This window comes from Klebsiella pneumoniae complex sp. WS1778 (assembly GCF_049472055.1).
Lineage (GTDB): Bacteria > Pseudomonadota > Gammaproteobacteria > Enterobacterales > Enterobacteriaceae > Klebsiella > Klebsiella quasipneumoniae.
This window is the reverse complement of sequence record NZ_JBKGTJ010000003.1, coordinates 512,425-530,892: the sequence shown is the minus strand read 5'-3', so window position 1 is coordinate 530,892 and position 18,468 is coordinate 512,425. Positions and strand designations below refer to the sequence as shown.

The 18,468-nt window shown below is 61.9% G+C and carries 14 protein-coding genes; 5 read left to right on the top strand and 9 right to left on the bottom strand.

Annotated features, from left to right (window positions below; translation table 11 throughout):
* Window positions 1-5 precede the first annotated feature (5 nt).
* The 7 genes from ACLEXF_RS17165 to ssuD form a co-directional block, all read right to left on the bottom strand.
* On the bottom strand, window positions 6-1,427 hold the full coding sequence (locus ACLEXF_RS17165; RefSeq protein ID WP_065696857.1) for an MFS transporter: 1,422 nt from the start codon (window positions 1,425-1,427) through the stop codon (window positions 6-8).
* A 193-nt stretch (window positions 1,428-1,620) separates the two neighbouring features.
* Complete coding sequence (locus ACLEXF_RS17160; protein WP_004205538.1) at window positions 1,621-2,499, bottom strand: MetQ/NlpA family ABC transporter substrate-binding protein; 879 nt, start codon at window positions 2,497-2,499, stop codon at window positions 1,621-1,623.
* Complete coding sequence (locus ACLEXF_RS17155; protein WP_017899192.1) at window positions 2,496-3,194, bottom strand: methionine ABC transporter permease; 699 nt, start codon at window positions 3,192-3,194, stop codon at window positions 2,496-2,498. Before ACLEXF_RS17155 ends, ACLEXF_RS17160 begins: the two co-directional genes overlap by 4 nt.
* A complete protein-coding gene (locus tag ACLEXF_RS17150; RefSeq protein WP_023319026.1) occupies window positions 3,191-4,213 on the bottom strand; it encodes a methionine ABC transporter ATP-binding protein in 1,023 nt (340 codons plus the stop codon). Before ACLEXF_RS17150 ends, ACLEXF_RS17155 begins: the two co-directional genes overlap by 4 nt.
* On the bottom strand, window positions 4,210-5,616 hold the full coding sequence (locus tag ACLEXF_RS17145; protein WP_423265795.1) for an LLM class flavin-dependent oxidoreductase: 1,407 nt from the start codon (window positions 5,614-5,616) through the stop codon (window positions 4,210-4,212). Before ACLEXF_RS17145 ends, ACLEXF_RS17150 begins: the two co-directional genes overlap by 4 nt.
* A 73-nt stretch (window positions 5,617-5,689) precedes the next feature.
* Window positions 5,690-7,087, bottom strand: coding sequence for an FAD/NAD(P)-binding protein (locus ACLEXF_RS17140; protein ID WP_108433598.1), 1,398 nt, complete (start codon window positions 7,085-7,087; stop codon window positions 5,690-5,692).
* A gap of 46 nt (window positions 7,088-7,133) precedes the next feature.
* Window positions 7,134-8,306 (bottom strand): FMNH2-dependent alkanesulfonate monooxygenase, encoded by a 1,173-nt coding sequence (gene ssuD / locus ACLEXF_RS17135; RefSeq protein ID WP_407259608.1) that lies wholly within the window; start codon window positions 8,304-8,306, stop codon window positions 7,134-7,136.
* Between the two features lie 272 nt (window positions 8,307-8,578).
* Between ssuD and ACLEXF_RS17130 the strand changes: the two genes are divergently transcribed.
* Window positions 8,579-10,522, top strand: a complete 1,944-nt coding sequence (locus tag ACLEXF_RS17130) for a sigma-54-dependent Fis family transcriptional regulator (protein WP_023319030.1) — start codon at window positions 8,579-8,581, stop codon at window positions 10,520-10,522.
* A gap of 96 nt (window positions 10,523-10,618) precedes the next feature.
* Window positions 10,619-11,374 (top strand): flap endonuclease Xni, encoded by a 756-nt coding sequence (xni, locus tag ACLEXF_RS17125; RefSeq protein WP_023319031.1) that lies wholly within the window; start codon window positions 10,619-10,621, stop codon window positions 11,372-11,374.
* A 58-nt stretch (window positions 11,375-11,432) separates the two neighbouring features.
* On the opposite strand, the gene fucO is transcribed toward xni, so the two are convergent.
* Together fucO and fucA are read right to left on the bottom strand one after the other, a co-directional pair.
* A complete protein-coding gene (fucO, locus tag ACLEXF_RS17120; protein WP_064178245.1) occupies window positions 11,433-12,581 on the bottom strand; it encodes a lactaldehyde reductase in 1,149 nt (382 codons plus the stop codon).
* Window positions 12,582-12,608: 27 nt separating this feature from the next.
* Window positions 12,609-13,256, bottom strand: coding sequence for an L-fuculose-phosphate aldolase (fucA, locus tag ACLEXF_RS17115; protein ID WP_002915470.1), 648 nt, complete (start codon window positions 13,254-13,256; stop codon window positions 12,609-12,611).
* Between the two features lie 566 nt (window positions 13,257-13,822).
* Here fucA and fucP point away from each other — a divergent pair.
* The 3 genes from fucP (at window position 13,823) to fucK (ending at window position 18,467) form a co-directional block, all read left to right on the top strand.
* Window positions 13,823-15,133 (top strand): L-fucose:H+ symporter permease, encoded by a 1,311-nt coding sequence (gene fucP, locus ACLEXF_RS17110; RefSeq protein ID WP_023319034.1) that lies wholly within the window; start codon window positions 13,823-13,825, stop codon window positions 15,131-15,133.
* A 32-nt stretch (window positions 15,134-15,165) separates the two neighbouring features.
* A complete protein-coding gene (gene fucI, locus ACLEXF_RS17105) occupies window positions 15,166-16,941 on the top strand; it encodes an L-fucose isomerase (protein ID WP_062913570.1) in 1,776 nt (591 codons plus the stop codon).
* A 107-nt stretch (window positions 16,942-17,048) separates the two neighbouring features.
* The gene (gene fucK / locus ACLEXF_RS17100; RefSeq protein WP_023319036.1) at window positions 17,049-18,467 is read left to right on the top strand and encodes an L-fuculokinase; all 1,419 of its coding nucleotides are present in this window, start codon (window positions 17,049-17,051) and stop codon (window positions 18,465-18,467) included.
* The last annotated feature ends 1 nt before the right edge of the window (window position 18,468 follow it).

Below are 18,468 nucleotides of genomic sequence, written 5' to 3'. Positions count from 1 at the left end.
GTTCCTTATTCATGAATTGCGTCAATATCTTCTCGTGTCGGTTCATGACGGACCGCCAGCAGGAAGAAAATGGGAATAATGGCGGCAAGCGAGACCACCCAGAACATCTGCGTGCCGAGCGAGGCCTGCAGCAGCGGCAGAATAAACAGCGCCAGCGCGCTGCCGATCCCGGAGAGCGCCCGGCTGAAACCGACCCCGGTGGCGCGAATGGCGGTGGGATAGGAGAGCGCCGGGTAGATCATCAGCTGCGCCCCCGGGCCAAATCCTTCGGCGAAGAGCCACAGTCCCAGCATCGCGATGGCCAGTACGATGCCTGCCGTCGCGTGCGGTTGCCCCACCAGCGCCAGCACAATCAGCGCCACAAACTGCAGGGCAAAGCCGGCTATCGCCACATGACGCGAAGGGTATTTCCACGCCAGATGCATACCAAGCAGCCCGCCGGTAAAGGCAAACAGGGCGTTCAGCCCCAGTGATGCCGAAATAGTTTCGAAGACGCCAGCCCCGAGAAACTGGGCAAGAATTGACGGCAGGAAAAAGGCAATCGCCGTGTACTCGAAGGAGATACAGATATTCATCACCCCGGCGACGATAGTCCGCTCACGGTAGGGTTTTTCGAACAGCACGCGAAAGCTCACTTTCGGCGCCGACGCCGGCTTCGCCGTCGGGAGCTCATGGGCATGGATCCCCCAGGAGTCGCGTAAGATGCGCACCGCAGAGGTCAGATCGCCCTGGTTCGCCGCCCACAGCGGGGATTCGTTCATGAACCGGCTGCGGACGGCGATAATCAGCAGCGCCGGCACGGCGCCGAACAGCAGGGAGGCGCGCCACAGCCAGTCAAGATGCTCCTGCGGCAACAGGAAATAGAGACCGAAGATAATAAGAAAGCAGACGGTTGAGGCGGCGTACCACATCGGGCACCACGCCGCGAGGCGAGCCGCTTTGTTGCCTTTGCCGGCAAAGCGGGAAAACTCGGCCAGATAGGACATCGCCACCGGCAGGTCGATGCCGACGCCGATGCCCATCAGGAAGCGAGCGCCAATCAACACCCAGACGTTTGGCGCCAGCCCGGCGGCGATAGCCGAAATAACGAAAAAGAACATATCGGCCATAAACACCGAATAGCGACCATATTTATCGGTCAGCCAGCCGCCAATAATATTGCCGACAATGGTCCCGACCATAATGGAGGAGGTCACCAGGCCGGTCAGCAGCGGCGAGAGCTGAAATTCACGCACGACGTCATCAATACCGTAAGAGAGCGTGGTTAAGTCATACGCGTCGAGAAAAACGCCGCCCAGCGCGAGGAAGACAATCATCCGCGCATATTTCGCCTGTTCCCTGCCGGAATTAATTAGCCGCGCCACATCCCCGACGCTACTGACCGGTACCGAAGCGATACCGGGATTATCCACTGGTAATGTACTCATTTTTTCACCTTATTATTTTGTGCAGGTCATCAGCGGTTATAAACCTCGAGCGGCGAGAATCAAAACAACAATTCATACTATAAAAATCAATATAATCAATAAGTTAATTAAAATCACCAGCACAAAAAGGACGCGCTTTCGCGCATCCTAAAAGGAAGTAAATAACAACGAAAAGAGACGTCGTGCAGGACGCTTATTCCGCCGATACCGGAACTAATACGTCTTTTACCAGCGGATCGTTGGTGGTTTTTAACCACGTCTGGATCCGTGGGTCAGAAAAGGCCTGTTTTAATTTGACGATATTTTCCTGCGATAAATACGGCGTACCAATCACTAATTGCGAAGCAAAGGTGCGCGGCGCCGGCGGGAATAAAATGCCTTTCTCACGCGGCACTTTCCCGGCGTCAAATTGCGAGACATAGCCGATGGCGGCATCCACCGAATTTAACGCCCGCGGCATGGTCAGCAGATCCAGCTCTTTAAAGACAAACTGATGCGGGTTGTCGACAATATTTTTCAGCTTCGCCGTGCGCGGCTCTACCGCCGGGTCGAGCGAGATCAAACCAATGCGCTGCAGCAGCCACAGAGCCTGTCCCTGATTGGCGCCGTCGTCAGGCACCACGATGGTCGCGCCGTTGGGCAACGCCTGTACCGACGAGTAGCGGTCGGAATAGATGCCGAACGCCCACTGGAACACCGGCACCGTAGTCGACAGCGCAAAGCCATTGGCGTCCACCACTTGTTTAAGCCACCACTGATGCTGATAGATCGTCCCGGCATACTGTCCTTCCGCTACCGCGCGGTCAGCCTGAACCGGATCCTGCACCCCCACCGCCTCCAGCTTCAGGCCGTAATCGGGCGCAATATGCTGATTAATATACTCAATAATCCGCTGCTCGCCGGCCATCGCCGGCTCGTAGTGAATTTTTAACGTGCTGCCGAAGACCACCTGCTGGCTTTGGGTATGTCCCCGCCACCACCAGAAAGCGATGGCGAGCAGGATAATCACCGCCAGCGCCGCCAGCCAGGGCCAGCGCCGCGCTTTACGTAACTCAAATTGCTCTGTTGTCATACAAGGTTCCCCTGCGTGTGGCGTAAACGGTTGACCAGGCGGTCACCCAAAAATTGAATCACCTGGATCGTGGCGATCAGGGCCACGATCGTCGCGATCATGATGTGGTTGTCGAAGCGCTGATAGCCGTACACCACGGCCAGGTAGCCGATGCCCCCGGCGCCGATGGTCCCGGCGATGGCCGAATACTCGATCATCGAGACCAGGTTTAGCGTCACCGCCGCCACCAGCGCCGGCAATGCTTCACTGAGCTGCGCGCTGGCAATGATTTGCCAGCGCGATCCACCGCAGACGACGCCCACCGCGGTGACCTCCGCCGGCAGCTCGCGCAGCGCGTTCTCCACCAGACGGCCAAAGAACGGGACGCCGGCGGCGATCATGGGCACCACCGCGGCGGGGATGCCAATCGTGGTGCCGGTCAGCCAGTAAGTGAACGGGATAATAGCGGCCATCAGCACCAGAAACGGCAGCGAACGTCCCATGTTGACCACCCAGTTCAGCAGCCGGTACAGCAGTGCGTGCGGAAATAATCCCCGCGGCGAGGCGTTAAATAGCACCACCCCCACCAGCCCTCCCAGCGTGACGACAAACAGCATCACAATGGCCACCATTAGCCAGGTTTCGCCATAGGCGGGAAGCAGCAGCGAAGGGATTTCGCTCCAGGGGGTGTCCTGGCTGATGACTGTCGGTTTCATACCGCCTCCCTGAGCAACGGCGCGCTGTCGAGGATCTCCGCCGTCATGCCGAGCTGCGCCAGCAGGCCCTGCAGCCGCGCGGGCGACAGGCGTTCGCCCTGAAAGCGCACTCCAACCTGCAGACGACCGGCCAGTCGACCGTTAATCACCTCGACGTGGCCGCCAAGGAGATCGATCTGCAGCGCCCACTGCTGGCTCAGGCGGCTGATCCAGTCGGTGGCCACCGGCACATCCCAGCGGTAGCTCAGACGCAGCAGCAAATCACTGTGGGCCGCTGCCGCCGGCGTCAGCGGCAACAGCTGCTGGCCGAGCAGGGAATCGGGACGCGCCAGCAGATCTTCGAGCCGCCCGTACTGGACGATCGTCCCGTCGCGGATCTCCGCCACCGCATCCGCCGCCGAGCGCACGGCGTCCATTTCATGGGTGATCAGGACGATCGCCAACTGGTACTCATCACGCAGCCGCTTGAGCAGAGTCAGCACCGAGGCCGTGGCCTGAGGATCGAGGCCGGAGGTGGCTTCATCCGCCAGCAGAACGGACGGGCGCAGCGCCAGCGCGCGGGCAATGGCGATCCGCTGGCGCTGGCCGCCGGAGAGCTGGGCCGGCCAGGCATCCGCTTTGTGGCTCAGGCCGACGCTCTCCAGCAGCTCACCGACCCGCGCCTTGATATCGCGCTCCACCACGCCAAGCCACGCCAGCGGCAGGGCGACATTCTCCCAGGCGGTCCTGCGGCTCAGCAGCGCCGAAGACTGGAAAACGGTGCCAATCGCCCGCCTCTCCCGGCGCAGCGCCTCGCCGGACAGCACCGACAGATCCAGGCCATTGATACGAATGCTGCCGCTGTCCGGGCGCTCCAGCAGGCTGATGCAGCGCGCGAGAGTTGATTTACCGGCGCCGCTCGGCCCCACCACCGCGGTGATGGAGCGCTCAGGCACCTGCAGCGATAGCCCTTTCAGCACCGCGCTGAGCCGGCCATCCGCCGTGCGGTAGCTTTTATGCAGATCATCGATAGCGATCATGTCACCTTCTCCTCTACCGATGCCGCCGTGCGCGCATCGCGTCGGTAGCTGGCGCCCGGGTGAGGCGCGGCCAGACGCGGACCGGCGCCGAACAGTTTTTCGCGCAGGGTCCCCTCACGGTACTCTTGCTTAAAGACGCCGCGCTTTTGCAGCTCTGGCACCAGCAGCTCGACGACGTCGCGGAAGGTTTCGTGGGTGACGGCATAGGCAAGGTTAAAGCCATCGACATCCGTCTCTTCGACCCAGGACTGCAGTTCGTCCGCCACGGTTTGCGCGCTGCCGACCACCAGCGGGCCGAATCCGCCGATACCGGCCCAGTCGGCCAGGGCCTGCACCGTCCACTGCCGGTTCGGGTCCGCAGTGGAGAAGGCCTCCACCGCCGACTGAATGGCGTTGGTGTGCAGATACTTCAGCACCTGATCCGGCTGATACTGGCCGAAATCAATCCCCGTCCAGCCGGAGAGCAGCGCCAGCGCGCCTTCATAACTGACGTACTGCTTATATTCCTGCCATTTCGCCTGCGCCTCGCGGTCGGTGTCGCCAACAATTACCGTCTGCAGATTGAAGATCAGAATGCTGTGCGGATCGCGCCCGGCCTCAGCCGCCCGGCGGCGAATATCCGCCACCGTCTTCTTCAGCAGCACTTTCGACGGCGCAGCGACGAAGACGCATTCGGCATGGCCGGCGGCGAACTGTTTGCCGCGGCTGGACGCTCCCGCCTGATACAGTACCGGTGTGCGCTGCGGGGATGGCTCGCAGAGGTGGATCCCCGGCACGGAAAAGAACTGTCCCTGATGGTTAATGGGATGGATTTTCCGCGGATCGCTGAAGATCTTGCGCTCTCTGTCGCGCAGCACCGCCCCGTCCTCCCAGCTTCCCTGCAGCAGTTTGTAGATCACCTGCAAATACTCATCGGCATAGTCATAGCGGGTGTCGTGGTCGGTCTGAGTTTGCTGGCCGATATTGCGCGCCCCGCTCTCCAGATAGGAGGTGACGATGTTCCAGCCCACCCGCCCTTTGGTCAGATGGTCGAGCGTCGACAGACGACGGGCGAAGGGGTAAGGATGCTCAAACGACAGCGAGGCGGTCAGACCGAAGCCCAGATGCTCCGTCACCAGCGCCATCGGAGTGATCAGGGCCAGCGGATCGTTGACCGGCACCTGCGTCGCCTGGCGGATCGCCGCGTCGCCGCTGCCGTTCAGCACGTCGTAGACGCCAAGCACGTCGGCGATAAACAGCCCGTCGAACTTGCCGCGCTCCAGCAGTCGCGCCAGATCCACCCAGTACTCCAGATCTTTATACTGCCAGGAGCGATCCCGGGGATGCGCCCACAGGCCCGGCGACTGATGACCGACGCAGTTCATATCGAAAGCGTTAAGACGAATTTCACGTTGTGATGACATAGCAATCTCCATAGCGCGGCCCGTCGCCGGGGCGCACGCGGCAAAATGAATCAGGGAAAAGAAAGAGAGGTATTCAGTACGCTGGACATCGGGAGTCCTGCGGGATCCCGAGCGTGAGTAACGCTTGCGCCGCCACCTCAGCGGCATGGTCGGCTACCTGCGGCAGGCCCATCAGTTCGCCAAAACGCCCGCGGGCGGCCGGACCGGCCACCAGCACCGGCAGCGCCTCAACCTGCGGATCAGCCACTGCCCGGGAACGGCTGTCCACCTCCAGGCCCATGCCGAGAGCATCAGCGCGAATAAGGCCGCGGCGGGCAAGGTCCTGTAAAAATGGCTGGCTGTCGGTTAGGGCACGGTGCGCGGGTCCGGTCGTCAGGATCAGATGATCGACGCTCAGGGTTTGCACGCCGCCGCCGCGCCGCGCCAGCGTCAGACGCAGCGTCTCGCCTTCAGCGCTCATCGACTGTAGCCTGGCCGCCTGCACCTGCAGACTGCCCGTGCGCTGGCGCGCCTCCAGCACCTCGGCGACCTGCGGCGCCACGCGGTAGCGGTGGACATCCCAGTAATGGCGCAGATGGCGCAGAAAACGCTGGCGATCGGCGACGCTGAGCGCCTGCCAGATCCGCTGCCCCTGCTGGCGGACCGCATCCAGCACCACCTGCCAGCTCAGGCCCTGCTGCGCCGCATACGCCACATCGAGGCGGATCTGGCGCAGGCGCTGGCGCAAGTTGCCCTGCTGATAGTCGCCGGGCCATGCTGCCCCCGCGCCGCTGAGGTTACCGCGCGACAGCAGGCCGTGGCGCGAAAAGGCGATGATACTGCCGCGGTGGCCCAACCGGTCCAGCGTCGCGACCGTATCGGCCATGGTTAATCCGGTGCCCATCACCGCCACCCGGGCGTGCGGGGCGATGGCGTCGAGCGCGCCAGGCTGCCACGGGTTGGCAATCAGCGCCGGATGGTGACGCCAGGCTTCGGCCTGCGCCGGCAGCGAAGGCGGTGGATGGCTGATCGCCAGCACCAGCAGGTCGGCCTTAAGCTGCAGTCCACCCTCGGTGCGAACCGTCCCCTGATCAAAAGCGAACGCCCGATCGCGCAGGTGGCGCAGCCGTCCGCCGCTGGCGGCCGCGGCGTCGGAAAAACGCTGTGCCACATAGCGACCAAACTGGCCGCGCTGAGGGTAGACGGAACCGTCCGGGCGCAGCGCCTGCGCATCGGCGGCAAAGGCAGGCTGACGGCGGTACCAGCGATCGAAGGCGCCCTCTTCATCACCGGTCAGTTGCATACGGGCGGCCGGGACGTTAATCCGGTGCGTCGGCTCCGCGGTGGAGTAGGCTACCCCGGCGCCGGGAGTCTGACGCGGCTCCAGCAGCGTCACGCGCACCCCGTTCGGCGCCAGGCGCAGAAGCTCAATCGCCACCGCCGCGCCGCTAAAGCCGCCGCCGATAATCACGATATGCGGTTCTGCACTCATCGCCGCCCTCCTCCGGTATGCTGTCTCATGGTCGCGCTCCTGGCCATCAGCTGGTGCTGGCCTGGCGCACCGGGCGCTTATCGCCGCCGATGGTTTCGCCAAAGGGACCGGTGTTCACGCTGCGCGCCTTCGACGAGGCCGCGTTTTCCAGCGGCAGCAGAGGCATCACCAGCTCAGCGAAGCGGTGTGCCTCTTCCAGATGCGGGTAGCCGGAAAAGATAAAATTGCTGATGCCGAGCGCCTGATATTCGCGGATGCGCTCCGCCACCTGCTGCGGATTACCCACCAGCGCGGTTCCCGCGCCGCCGCGCACCAGCCCGACGCCGGCCCACAGATTAGGGGCAATACGCAGATTGTCGCGCGATCCCTGATGCAGGGCGCTCATCCGCGCCTGGCCAGCCGAGTCCATACGGGCGAAGATCTTTTGCGCCTGAGCGATGGTGTCGTCGTCAAGATGGGCGATCAGCCGGTCGGCGGCGGCCCACGCCTCCTCTTCCGTTTCGCGCACGATAACGTGCAGACGGATGCCATATTGCAGGGTGCGTCCGCGGGCCGCGGCGCGCTCGCGCACCACCGCCAGCTTCTCCGCCACCAGTTCCGGCGGTTCGCCCCACGTTAGATAACTGTCGATCTGTTCGGCCGCCACATCGATAGCCGCCTCAGAAGAGCCGCCGAAGTACAGCGGCGGGCCATTCTCCTGAACCGGCGGAAACAGCACTTCCGCCCCCTCGACATGAATATGCTCCCCGTGATAGTCCACTTTCTCCCCGCGCAGCAGGCGGGAGTAAACGTCGAGAAATTCGCGGGTCACCTGGTAGCGTTCGCTGTGGCTGAGAAAGATGCCATCGCCTTTGTTTTCCACCGGGTCGCCACCGGTGACGACATTGATCAGCAGCCGTCCTTCCGATAAACGGTCGAGGGTGGCCGCCATCCGCGCCGCCAGAGTGGGCGGCTGCAGACCCGGTCTGACCGCCACCAGATAGCGCAGACGGCGGGTCAACGGCGCCAGCGCCGAGGCCACCAGCCACGAATCTTCACAGCTTTTACCGGTGGGGATCAGCACGCCGTAATAACCCAGGCTGTCGGCCGCCAGCGCCACCTGCTGCAGATAAGGTAAATCGACCGGACGTCCACCCTCGGTGGTGCCCAGATAGCGGCCATCGCCATGGGTAGGTAAGAACCAGAAGACATTGATCTTGTCGGGAACTTGCTGCGTCATTATCTATTTCCTATATAACCATATCCGATATTTATCGAAGAGAAGTTTTAATTTGGTTATATGAGTGTTAGCGATAATCATGCCAATGGTGAATAAAAAATTACATTTTTAAAATCAAGGGATTGAAAACATCCCACGCGCGTCGTGCTGTTGCAAATCCCGCAGCCGCCGCGCATCCGCTGGCGCATTTGCAACAGCCGTCGGCCTTTCCCCCTCTGGTTTCCGCCGCCGCCGCAGGATAAGTTCAGGAGGTCAACGACCGGAGGCCCGCTATGCTGAACCCAGAATCCCCTTCCACCGCGCCCGCGCTGATCGACCCGGCATCGAAGGCTTTCCAGAGCCTGCTGGACAAGCTCGCGCCGACGGAGGCTACCGTGCTGATCGTGGGCGAAACCGGCACCGGCAAGGAGGTGGTGGCGCGCTATCTCCATCACCACAGTCCCCGCCGCCAGCAGCCGTTTCTGGCCGTTAACTGCGGCGCGCTAACCGAGAGCCTTGCCGAAGCCGAACTGTTCGGCCATGAGAAAGGCGCCTTCACCGGCGCGCAGCAGGGACAGCCCGGCTGGTTTGAAGCCGCGGAAGGGGGGACGCTGCTGCTGGACGAGATCGGCGAATTAAGCCTGCCCCTGCAGGTCAAGCTGTTACGGGTGCTGCAGGAGCGCGAAATTACCCGCGTCGGCTCGCGCAAAGCGATTAAAGTGAATGTCCGGGTGATTGCCGCCACTCACGTCGACCTGGCCCAGGCAATCCGCGAGCGCCGCTTTCGCGAAGATCTCTACTATCGGCTGAATATCGCGGTGGTGCCGCTGCCGCCGCTGCGCCAGCGTCGGCAGGATATCCCGCAGCTGGCGCACCACTTTTTATCGCTCTATGCCCGCCGCCTCGGCCGGCCAACCCTGCGTCTGGCGCCGGAGTCGCTGGCCCGGCTGATGGACTATGCGTGGCCGGGTAATATTCGTGAGCTGGAAAACACCCTGCACAACGCGGTGCTGCTCAGTAAAGAAGAGGAGATTAGCCCCGCCCAGCTGCGCCTGGCGACGCTCAACGACGCCCCGTCGCCGGCGAGCGATCATGAACTGGACGACTTTATTCGCCACCAGCTGGCGCTTCCCGGCGAGCCGCTGTGGCAGCGGGTGACCAGCGCGCTGATCCGCCACGCCATGGCGCATTGCGACGATAATCAGAGCCAGGCGGCCGCGCTGTTAGGGATCAGTCGGCATACCTTACGCACCCAGCTCGCTAACCTCGGGCTGATCAAAAGCCGCCGCCGTCCGCCTGCGCCGCCGCGGGCATTCGCCAGCGCGACCGGGGCCGATCGCGAGCTGCGCATTGGCTACCAGCGCTTCGGCAGCCTCGGGATCCTGAAAGCCCGCCAGAGTCTGGAGACCGCCTTCGCCAGCCTCGGCGTCAACGTGCTGTGGAGCGAGTTTCCCGCCGGACCGCAGCTCCTTCACGCCCTCGCCTGCAACGAGATCGACTTTGGCACCACCGGAGAAGCGCCGCCGGTGTTCGCCCAGGCCAGCAACAGCGAACTGATGTACGTGGCATGGGAGCCGCCGGCGCCGCGCAGCGTGGCGATGGTCGTCCCGCAGGAGAGCGACATTCGCCAGCTCAGCGATCTGCGCGGAAAACGCATCGCCCTCAATAAAGGGTCGAATGTCCACTGGCTGCTGCTGCAGATCCTCGAGGACGCCGGGCTGGGGCTGAACGACGTGCGGGTGGTCTATACCCCGCCGAAATACCCGCTGACCGCCAGCGACTATCTGGCGGTGGACGCCTGGATGATGTGGGATCCGCTGCTCAGCGACGCCGAACACACCGGCGAGCTGCGGGTGGTCGCCAGCGGCGAAGGACGGGTCAACAACCATCAGTTTTATCTCTCGCGACGGGACTATCTCGCTCAGCACGGCGATATCATGCGCCGCCTGCTGACGGAGCTGACCCACACCGGGCAGTTTATCGACTCGCATCGTGGCGAAGCGGCCCGCTTACTCTCAGCAGAGCTGGGGATTGACGCCCGGTCGCTGCGCATCGCCCTCGCCCGCCGTAGCCATCGCCCAAGGCCGATGGATCTGTCAGTGATCCGCGCCCAGCAGACTATCGCCGATCGCTTTTACGCCCTCGGGCTTATCACCAAACCGGTCCCGGTGCGGGAAGCGGTGTGGTACGGCGAGCCCGCGCCCGGCGTCGCCAGCTCGCTGATGGCGGTCAGTTAGCGAAAATTGCGCGTTATCTTCCTGATTGTTCAGGCGCAGATAGCCTCGATCCGATGGCGATGTTACCCTAAAGACGCTGAGAATAAGGGGGTATCTGTGGCTGTTCATCTGTTAATCGTCGACGCGTTAAATCTGATCCGCCGCATCCACGCGGTGCAGGGTTCGCCCTGCGTCGATACCTGCCTGCATGCGCTGGAGCAGCTGATTGTCCACAGTCAGCCCACCCACGCGGTGGCGGTGTTTGATGATGAGGATCGCGCCCACGGCTGGCGCCACCAGCGCCTGCCGGAGTACAAAGCCGGCCGCGCGCCGATGCCGGATACGCTGGTCGCCGAGATGCCGGCGCTGCGGGCCGCCTTCGAACAGCGGGGGATCCGCTGCTGGGCCTCGCCGGGCAGCGAAGCGGACGATCTCGCCGCCACCCTGGCGGTGAAGGTGGCCCAGGCGGGCCATCAGGCCACCATTGTCTCCACCGACAAAGGCTACTGCCAGCTGCTGTCGCCCACCATCCGCATCCGCGACTACTTTCAGAAGCGCTGGCTGGACGCCCCCTTCATCGCCAGTGAGTTCGGCGTCACCCCGGAGCAGCTGGCGGATTACTGGGGGCTGGCGGGGATCAGCAGCTCGAAGGTGCCGGGCGTGGCGGGCATTGGCCCGAAAAGCGCCGCCCAGCTGCTGAACGAGTTTCAGGACCTGGAGGGGCTGTATGCCCGCCTGGCAGAGGTCCCGGAAAAGTGGCGCAAAAAGCTGGCAGCGCATCAGGAGATGGCCTTCACCTGCCGGGAAGTGGCCCGCCTGCAGACCGACCTACAGCTGGATGGCAATCTGCAGCAGCTGCGGCTGACGCGCTGACCCTACCCGAGCGTGGTGCCGGCGCGGCGGCACCGCCTGCTTCCCCCGGGCCGGCCCCTCACCAGGCCGCCTGATATAACTCGACGATATCGGCCAGGCTCGCCTCGCGCGGGTTGCCGCCGGTACACACATCCGCCAGCGCCGCCTGGGCCAGCGCCGGAATATCCTCTTTCCTGACATCCACCTCGCGCAGATGGCCGGGAATACCGACATCGCGGTTTAGCTGGCACACCGCCTCCACCGCCGCCAGACGCGCGGCGCTCAGGCTTAACGCTTCCCCTTTGACGCCCATCGCCCTGGCGATATCGCGATATTTTTCCCCGGTCGCCTCAGCATTAAAGCGCATCACGTGCGGCAGCAGGATGGCATTCGCCACGCCGTGCGGCGTGTTGTAAAAAGCGCCGAGCGGATGCGCCATGCCGTGCACCAGGCCAAGCCCGACGTTGGAAAATCCCATTCCCGCCACATACTGGCCGAGCGCCATAGCTTCCCCCGCTCCGGCGTCGCCGGCAACCGAGCCGCGTAGCGCGCCGGCGATGATCTCGATGGCCTTGAGGTGCAGCGCATCGGTCAATGCCCAGGCGCCGCGAGTGAGGTACCCTTCGATAGCGTGCGTCAGGGCGTCCACGCCGGTGGCCGCCTTCAGCGTCGGCGGCATGGCGTCCATCATATCGGCATCGATAAAGGCCACCTGCGGAATATCGTGCGGGTCGACGCAGACGAATTTGCGCCGCTGTTCTTCATCGGTGATGACATAGTTAATCGTCACCTCCGCCGCGGTCCCCGCGGTGGTCGGCACCGCGAAGATCGGCACGCTGGGCTGACGGGTGGGCGACAGCCCCTCCAGGCTGCGAACATCGGCGAACGCCGGGTTACGCTGAATAATACCGATCGCCTTACAGGTATCCTGCGGCGAACCGCCGCCGATGGCGATCAGGTAATCCGCCCCGCTGCGCTGAAAGGCCTGCAACCCCTGCTGAACCACGGCGATGGTGGGGTTCGGGATCACGTCGCTGAACATGTCCCATGCCAGCCCGGCGGCGTCCAGTTTGTCAGTGACTTTTGCCGCCACGCCGCACTTCGCGAGGGTCCTGTCGGTCACGATCAATGCCTTGCGATAACCGCGCCGCATCACTTCATCGGTTAATGCGTTTATCGCCCCCCGGCCAAACCACGCCGTTTCGTTGAGGATCATTCGGTTTGCCATCGCGTCTCTCCTGTTAGGGTTGCGGCATCACTCTTCAATGCGTAATCCGTAGGTTTTAAACTTCTCCAGCACGATGGCGATCGCCTCGTCATCCAGCACGGGGACCGGGTCGGTAATCGCCAGGGTGCTGAGATAGAGCTGGGCCAGGACTTCCACTTCATGCGCCAGCCAGAGCGCTTTCTCCAGGCTGGCCTCGCAGGCGATCAGGCCATGATGCTGCAGCAGCGTGGCTTTGCGGTGCTTCAGCGCCACCGCGACATGCTCAGACAGTTCGCGGGTGCCGAAGGTGGCATAGGGCGCGCAGGGGATCGAATTCCCGCCGGCGGCGGCGATCATATAGTGGATGGCCGGAATGGGTCGGTTGAGGATCGACACCGCCGTACAATGGACTGCGTGATTGTGAACTACCGCCTGGGCATCGGGCCGCGTCTGGTAGGCCGCCTGATGGAAACGCCATTCGCTGGAGGGCAGTTTTCCCTGCTCATGCTGACCGTCGGCATCAATAAAGACGATCTTGTCTTCCGTCAGTTTTTCATACGGGATGCCGGTGGGCGTGATCAGCATCCCCCCCTGATAGCGCACGCTGACATTGCCGGCGGTCCCCTGATTTAACCCCAGGCGGGTCATTTCCAGGCAGGTATCGATAATCTGCCGGGCCAGTCTGTTTCTTTCCATTGTTTTCCTCTTTTAGCGACTCATCATCCGTCAACGGCAGGGCAACATAATTATTGTTGGCGACCGTGGGATAGGTTGAATAATGATCTCCATCTTCAGCCTGAATAATCGCAGGGGAATTTCCATCGCTATATTTTGTGAACCACGTCAATTATTCCATCATAAAAAAAGGGATGTAACTGGTTAAGCGGATGTTGAAAATGCCCGTTCTTAAAAATATTTCTTCAAGCGGGCATTTTATTTTTCTGTAACATTTGCCCGTTTTCCACGATATATATTCAATCGGTCATTGGCGTTGTGGTTTTGTGAATTTATTTCCTCAAACGGTCAGTCATTTTGAAAAATTAAAGTGACAATTATCACATAAAATGGTCCACAGAGCGTTAAGTGTGACCCTCATCATATTAACAGGCGGTTTTTATTTGAAAATGAAGCCATGAGTTCCGCCGTGACTTTCATTTCACTCACCGGCGCGTCACCTGAGCTCACTTAATTTTGCGGTCTGCTGCAGCACCAGACTGCGCCCTGAATGCTGTTGTAAATGCTTCTGAACTGATGAGGACGCTATGGGAAACACAACGATACCAACGCAAAGTTACCGCGCCATGGAGAGCGGGCAAAGTAAGAGCTACATTATTCCTTTTGCTCTGCTGTGCTCCCTCTTTTTTCTGTGGGCCGTGGCCAATAATCTCAATGATATTTTATTACCGCAGTTTCAACAGGCCTTTACCCTGACTAATTTTCAGGCCGGATTAATCCAGTCGGCTTTTTATTTTGGCTATTTTATTATTCCCATCCCCGCCGGGATGCTGATGAAAAAATTCAGCTATAAAGCCGGCATTCTTACGGGTCTGTTTTTATATGCTTGCGGCGCCGCGCTGTTCTGGCCTGCCGCCGAAGTAATGAATTACACCTTATTCCTGATTGGGTTATTTATTATCGCCGCCGGGCTTGGCTGTCTGGAAACCGCGGCCAACCCATTTGTCACCGTCCTCGGTCCGGAAAGCGGCGGTCACTTCCGCCTGAATCTGGCCCAGACCTTTAACTCATTTGGCGCCATTATTGCCGTGGTATTTGGCCAGAGCCTTATTTTGTCCAACGTCCCGCATCAGCCGCAGGAGGTGCTGGATAAAATGACGCCAGAGCAGCTCGGCGCCTGGAAGCACAGCCTGGTCCTGTCGGTACAAACCCCCTATATGATTATCGTGGCCATCGTGCTGCTGGTCGCCCTGCTGATCGTCTGTACCCGTTTCCCGTCGCTGCAAAGCGATGACCACAGCGACAGCGCGCAGAGCACGTTTCTCGCCTCGCTGTCGCGCCTGATGCGCATCCGCCACTGGCGCTGGGCGGTACTGGCTCAGTTCTGCTATGTCGGTGCGCAAACCGCCTGCTGGAGCTATCTGATTCGCTACGCTGTCGAAGAGATACCGGGCATGACGGCCGGTTTCGCCGCCAACTACCTGACCGGCACCATGGTCTGTTTCTTTATTGGCCGTTTCACCGGCACCTGGCTGATCCGCCGCTTCGCGCCGCATAACGTGCTGGCGGTCTATGCGCTTATCGCCATGCTGCTCTGTCTGCTCTCCGCCTTCAGCGGCGGCCACGTCGGTCTGCTGGCCCTGACCCTGTGCAGCGCCTTTATGTCCATTCAGTACCCGACCATCTTCTCGTTGGGGATTAAGCACCTGGGCCAGGACACCAAATATGGCTCGTCATTTATCGTCATGACCATCATCGGCGGCGGGATCGTCACCCCGGTAATGGGCTTTGTCAGCGACGCCGCCGGCAATATCCCGACCGCCGAACTGGTTCCGGCGCTGTGCTTCGCCATCATCTTTATTTTTGCCCGTTTCCGCTCGCAAGCGGCGACGAACTAAACCTGTTATCCGCATAACCTGAGGGATCTGTAATGAAAAAAATCAGCTTACCGAAGATCGGTATCCGCCCGGTAATCGATGGTCGTCGCATGGGGGTTCGCGAATCGCTGGAAGCGCAAACCATGAACATGGCGAAAGCCACCGCCGCGCTTATCAGTGAGAAGCTGCGCCATGCCTGCGGCGCCCGGGTGGAGTGCGTGATCGCCGATACCTGCATCGCCGGCATGGCCGAGTCGGCCGCCTGTGAAGAGAAATTCAGCAGCCAGAACGTTGGCGTCACCATCACCGTCACCCCCTGCTGGTGCTACGGCAGCGAAACCATCGATATGGATCCGCTGCGCCCGAAGGCCATCTGGGGCTTCAACGGCACCGAGCGTCCGGGAGCGGTCTATCTGGCCGCGGCGCTGGCGGCCCACAGCCAGAAAGGGATCCCGGCGTTCTCCATCTACGGGCATGATGTGCAGGATGCCGATGACACCTCGATCCCGGCGGATGTCGAAGAAAAATTGTTGCGCTTCGCTCGCGCTGGCCTGGCGGTCGCCAGTATGAAAGGGAAAAGCTATCTGTCGCTGGGCGGCGTCTCAATGGGCATCGCCGGCTCCATCGTCGACCACAACTTCTTTGAATCCTGGCTCGGGATGAAGGTTCAGGCTGTCGACATGACGGAGCTGCGCCGGCGAATCGATCAGAAAATCTATGATGAAATCGAGCTGGAGATGGCGCTGGCGTGGGCGGATAAACATTTCCGCTACGGCGAAGATCAGAACGCCGAGCAGTATAAGCGCAATGAGGCGCAGAGCCGCGCGGTGCTGAAAGAGAGCCTGCTGATGGCGATGTGCATCCGCGACATGATGCAGGGCAACGCGAAGCTGGCGGAAAAAGGGCTGGTGGAGGAGTCGCTGGGCTACAACGCCATCGCCGCCGGTTTCCAGGGTCAGCGCCACTGGACCGATCAATACCCCAATGGCGATACCGCCGAAGCGCTGCTCAACAGCTCCTTTGACTGGAACGGGGTGCGCGAACCGTTTGTCGTCGCCACCGAAAACGACAGCCTCAACGGCGTGGCCATGCTGATGGGCCATCAGCTCACCGGCACCGCCCAGGTGTTTGCCGACGTGCGCACCTACTGGTCGCCGGATGCCGTTGAACGGGTCACCGGGCAGCCGCTCACCGGCCGGGCGGAGCACGGCATCATTCACCTGATTAACTCCGGCTCCGCGGCGCTGGACGGCTCCTGCCAGCAGCGCGACGCGCAGGGCAACCCGACGATGAAACCTCACTGGGAGATTGAGCAGAACGAGGCGGATGCCTGCCTCGCGGCCACCGAATGGTGCCCGGCGATCCATGAATACTTCCGCGGCGGCGGCTTCTCTTCCCGCTTCCTGACCGAAGGCGGCGTGCCGTTCACCATGACCCGGGTGAACATCATCAAAGGCCTGGGACCGGTACTGCAAATCGCCGAAGGCTGGAGCGTGGCGCTGCCCAAAGCGATGCACGACCAGCTCGACGCCCGCACCAACTCCACCTGGCCCACCACCTGGTTTGCCCCTCGCCTGACCGGCAAAGGCCCGTTCAGCGATGTGTACTCGGTCATGGCTAACTGGGGCGCCAACCACGGCGTGCTGACCATCGGCCATGTCGGCGCGGATTTCATTACCCTCGCCGCCATGCTGCGCATTCCGGTCTGCATGCACAACGTGGAAGCGGCGAAAATCTACCGCCCCTCCGCCTGGGCCGCGCACGGTATGGACATCGAAGGCCAGGACTACCGCGCCTGCCAGAACTACGGGCCGCTGTATAAGCGTTAACAGGTGGGTTTAGCCCGGTGGCGCAGGCTTACCGGGCCTACAGACGCGCGCTGTTTGTAGGCCGGATAAGCACCGCGCCATTCGGCAATGTTGTTTCGGGAGTCACTATGAAGCAAGACGTAATCCTGGTCCTCGACTGCGGCGCCACGAACGTGCGGGCGATGGCCGTTGACCGACAGGGGAACATTATCGCCCGCGCCGCAACGGCGAACGCCAGCGACATTGCGGCGGAAAAAAGCGACTGGCACCAGTGGTCGCTGGAGGCCATTATGCAGCGCTTTGCCGACTGCTGTCGGCAGATCCATGACCAGCTGGCCTCCTGCACGGTGCGCGGCATCACCGTCACGACCTTTGGCGTCGATGGCGCGCTGGTGGATGAGCAGGGTGCGCTGCTGTATCCGATAATCAGCTGGAAATGCCCGCGCACCGCGGCGGTAATGGACACCATCAGCCGGTATATGTCCGCGCGCCAGCTGCAGCAAATCGCCGGCGTCGGCGCCTTTGCATTCAACACCCTGTATAAGCTGATCTGGCTGAAAGAGAACCACCCGCAGCTGCTGGCGCAGGCCCATGCCTGGCTGTTTATTTCGTCGCTGATCAACCATCGGCTGACCGGGGAGTTCACCACCGACCTCACCATGGCGGGCACCAGCCAGATGCTCGATCTCCGGCAGCGCGATTTCAGCGCGCCGATCCTGCAGGCGACCGGCCTGCCGCGCCGCCTGTTCCCGCAGCTGGTTGAAGCAGGCCAGCCGATCGGCGCCCTGCTGCCGGAGGCCGCTGCGCTGCTGGGCCTTCCCGTCGGGGTCCCGGTTATCTCGGCCGGGCACGACACCCAGTTCGCCCTGTTTGGCGCCGGCGCCGGGCAGGATGAGCCGGTGCTCTCCTCAGGGACCTGGGAGATCCTGATGGTGCGCAGCGCGCAGGTCGACACCTCGCTGCTCTGCGACTACAGCGGCTCCACTTGCGAGCTGGACAGCCAGCCGGGACGCTATAACCCGGGGATGCAGTGGCTGGCCTCCGGCGTGCTCGAGTGGGTGCGCAAGCTACTGTGGAACACTGACACGCCGTGGCAAACGCTGATTGACGAAGCGCAGGCGATCCCGCCCGGTGCCCAGGGCGTCAGAATGCAGTGCGACCTGCTCGCCAGCCAGCACGCCGGCTGGCAGGGCGTCACGCTCAACACCACCCGCGGCCATTTTTACCGCGCCGCGCTGGAGGGGTTAAGCGACCAGCTGGCGAAGCATCTGCAAACCCTGGAAAACATCGGCCGCTTCCGGGCGCAAGAGCTGCTGCTGGTCGGCGGCGGCAGCCGCAACGCGCTGTGGAACCAGATCAAGGCTGACCGGCTGGGAATACCGATCAAAGTTCTCGACGATGCCGAAACCACGGTGGCCGGCGCGGCGATGTTTGGCTGGTATGGCGTGGGCGAGTTCTCTTCCCCGGAACAGGCCAGAGCGCAGGTCGCGTACCGCTACCGCTATTTTTGGCCGCAAACTGAACCTGAATTAACAGAGGAAGCCTGAG

What these genes read in the sequence shown, in the direction of transcription:
- ACLEXF_RS17165 (WP_065696857.1), bottom strand. Translation starts at nt 1,427, where the DNA reads ATGAGTACATTACCAGTGGATAATCCCGGTATCGCTTCGGTACCGGTC.
- fucO (WP_064178245.1), bottom strand. Translation starts at nt 12,581, where the DNA reads ATGGCAAACCGAATGATCCTCAACGAAACGGCGTGGTTTGGCCGGGGG.
- ACLEXF_RS17150 (WP_023319026.1), bottom strand. Translation starts at nt 4,213, where the DNA reads ATGATCGCTATCGATGATCTGCATAAAAGCTACCGCACGGCGGATGGC.
- ssuD (WP_407259608.1), bottom strand. Translation starts at nt 8,306, where the DNA reads ATGACGCAGCAAGTTCCCGACAAGATCAATGTCTTCTGGTTCTTACCT.
- fucI (WP_062913570.1), top strand. Translation starts at nt 15,166, where the DNA reads ATGAAAAAAATCAGCTTACCGAAGATCGGTATCCGCCCGGTAATCGAT.
- fucK (WP_023319036.1), top strand. Translation starts at nt 17,049, where the DNA reads ATGAAGCAAGACGTAATCCTGGTCCTCGACTGCGGCGCCACGAACGTG.
- ACLEXF_RS17140 (WP_108433598.1), bottom strand. Translation starts at nt 7,087, where the DNA reads ATGAGTGCAGAACCGCATATCGTGATTATCGGCGGCGGCTTTAGCGGC.
- fucP (WP_023319034.1), top strand. Translation starts at nt 13,823, where the DNA reads ATGGGAAACACAACGATACCAACGCAAAGTTACCGCGCCATGGAGAGC.
- fucA (WP_002915470.1), bottom strand. Translation starts at nt 13,256, where the DNA reads ATGGAAAGAAACAGACTGGCCCGGCAGATTATCGATACCTGCCTGGAA.
- ACLEXF_RS17145 (WP_423265795.1), bottom strand. Translation starts at nt 5,616, where the DNA reads ATGTCATCACAACGTGAAATTCGTCTTAACGCTTTCGATATGAACTGC.
- ACLEXF_RS17155 (WP_017899192.1), bottom strand. Translation starts at nt 3,194, where the DNA reads ATGAAACCGACAGTCATCAGCCAGGACACCCCCTGGAGCGAAATCCCT.
- ACLEXF_RS17130 (WP_023319030.1), top strand. Translation starts at nt 8,579, where the DNA reads ATGCTGAACCCAGAATCCCCTTCCACCGCGCCCGCGCTGATCGACCCG.
- ACLEXF_RS17160 (WP_004205538.1), bottom strand. Translation starts at nt 2,499, where the DNA reads ATGACAACAGAGCAATTTGAGTTACGTAAAGCGCGGCGCTGGCCCTGG.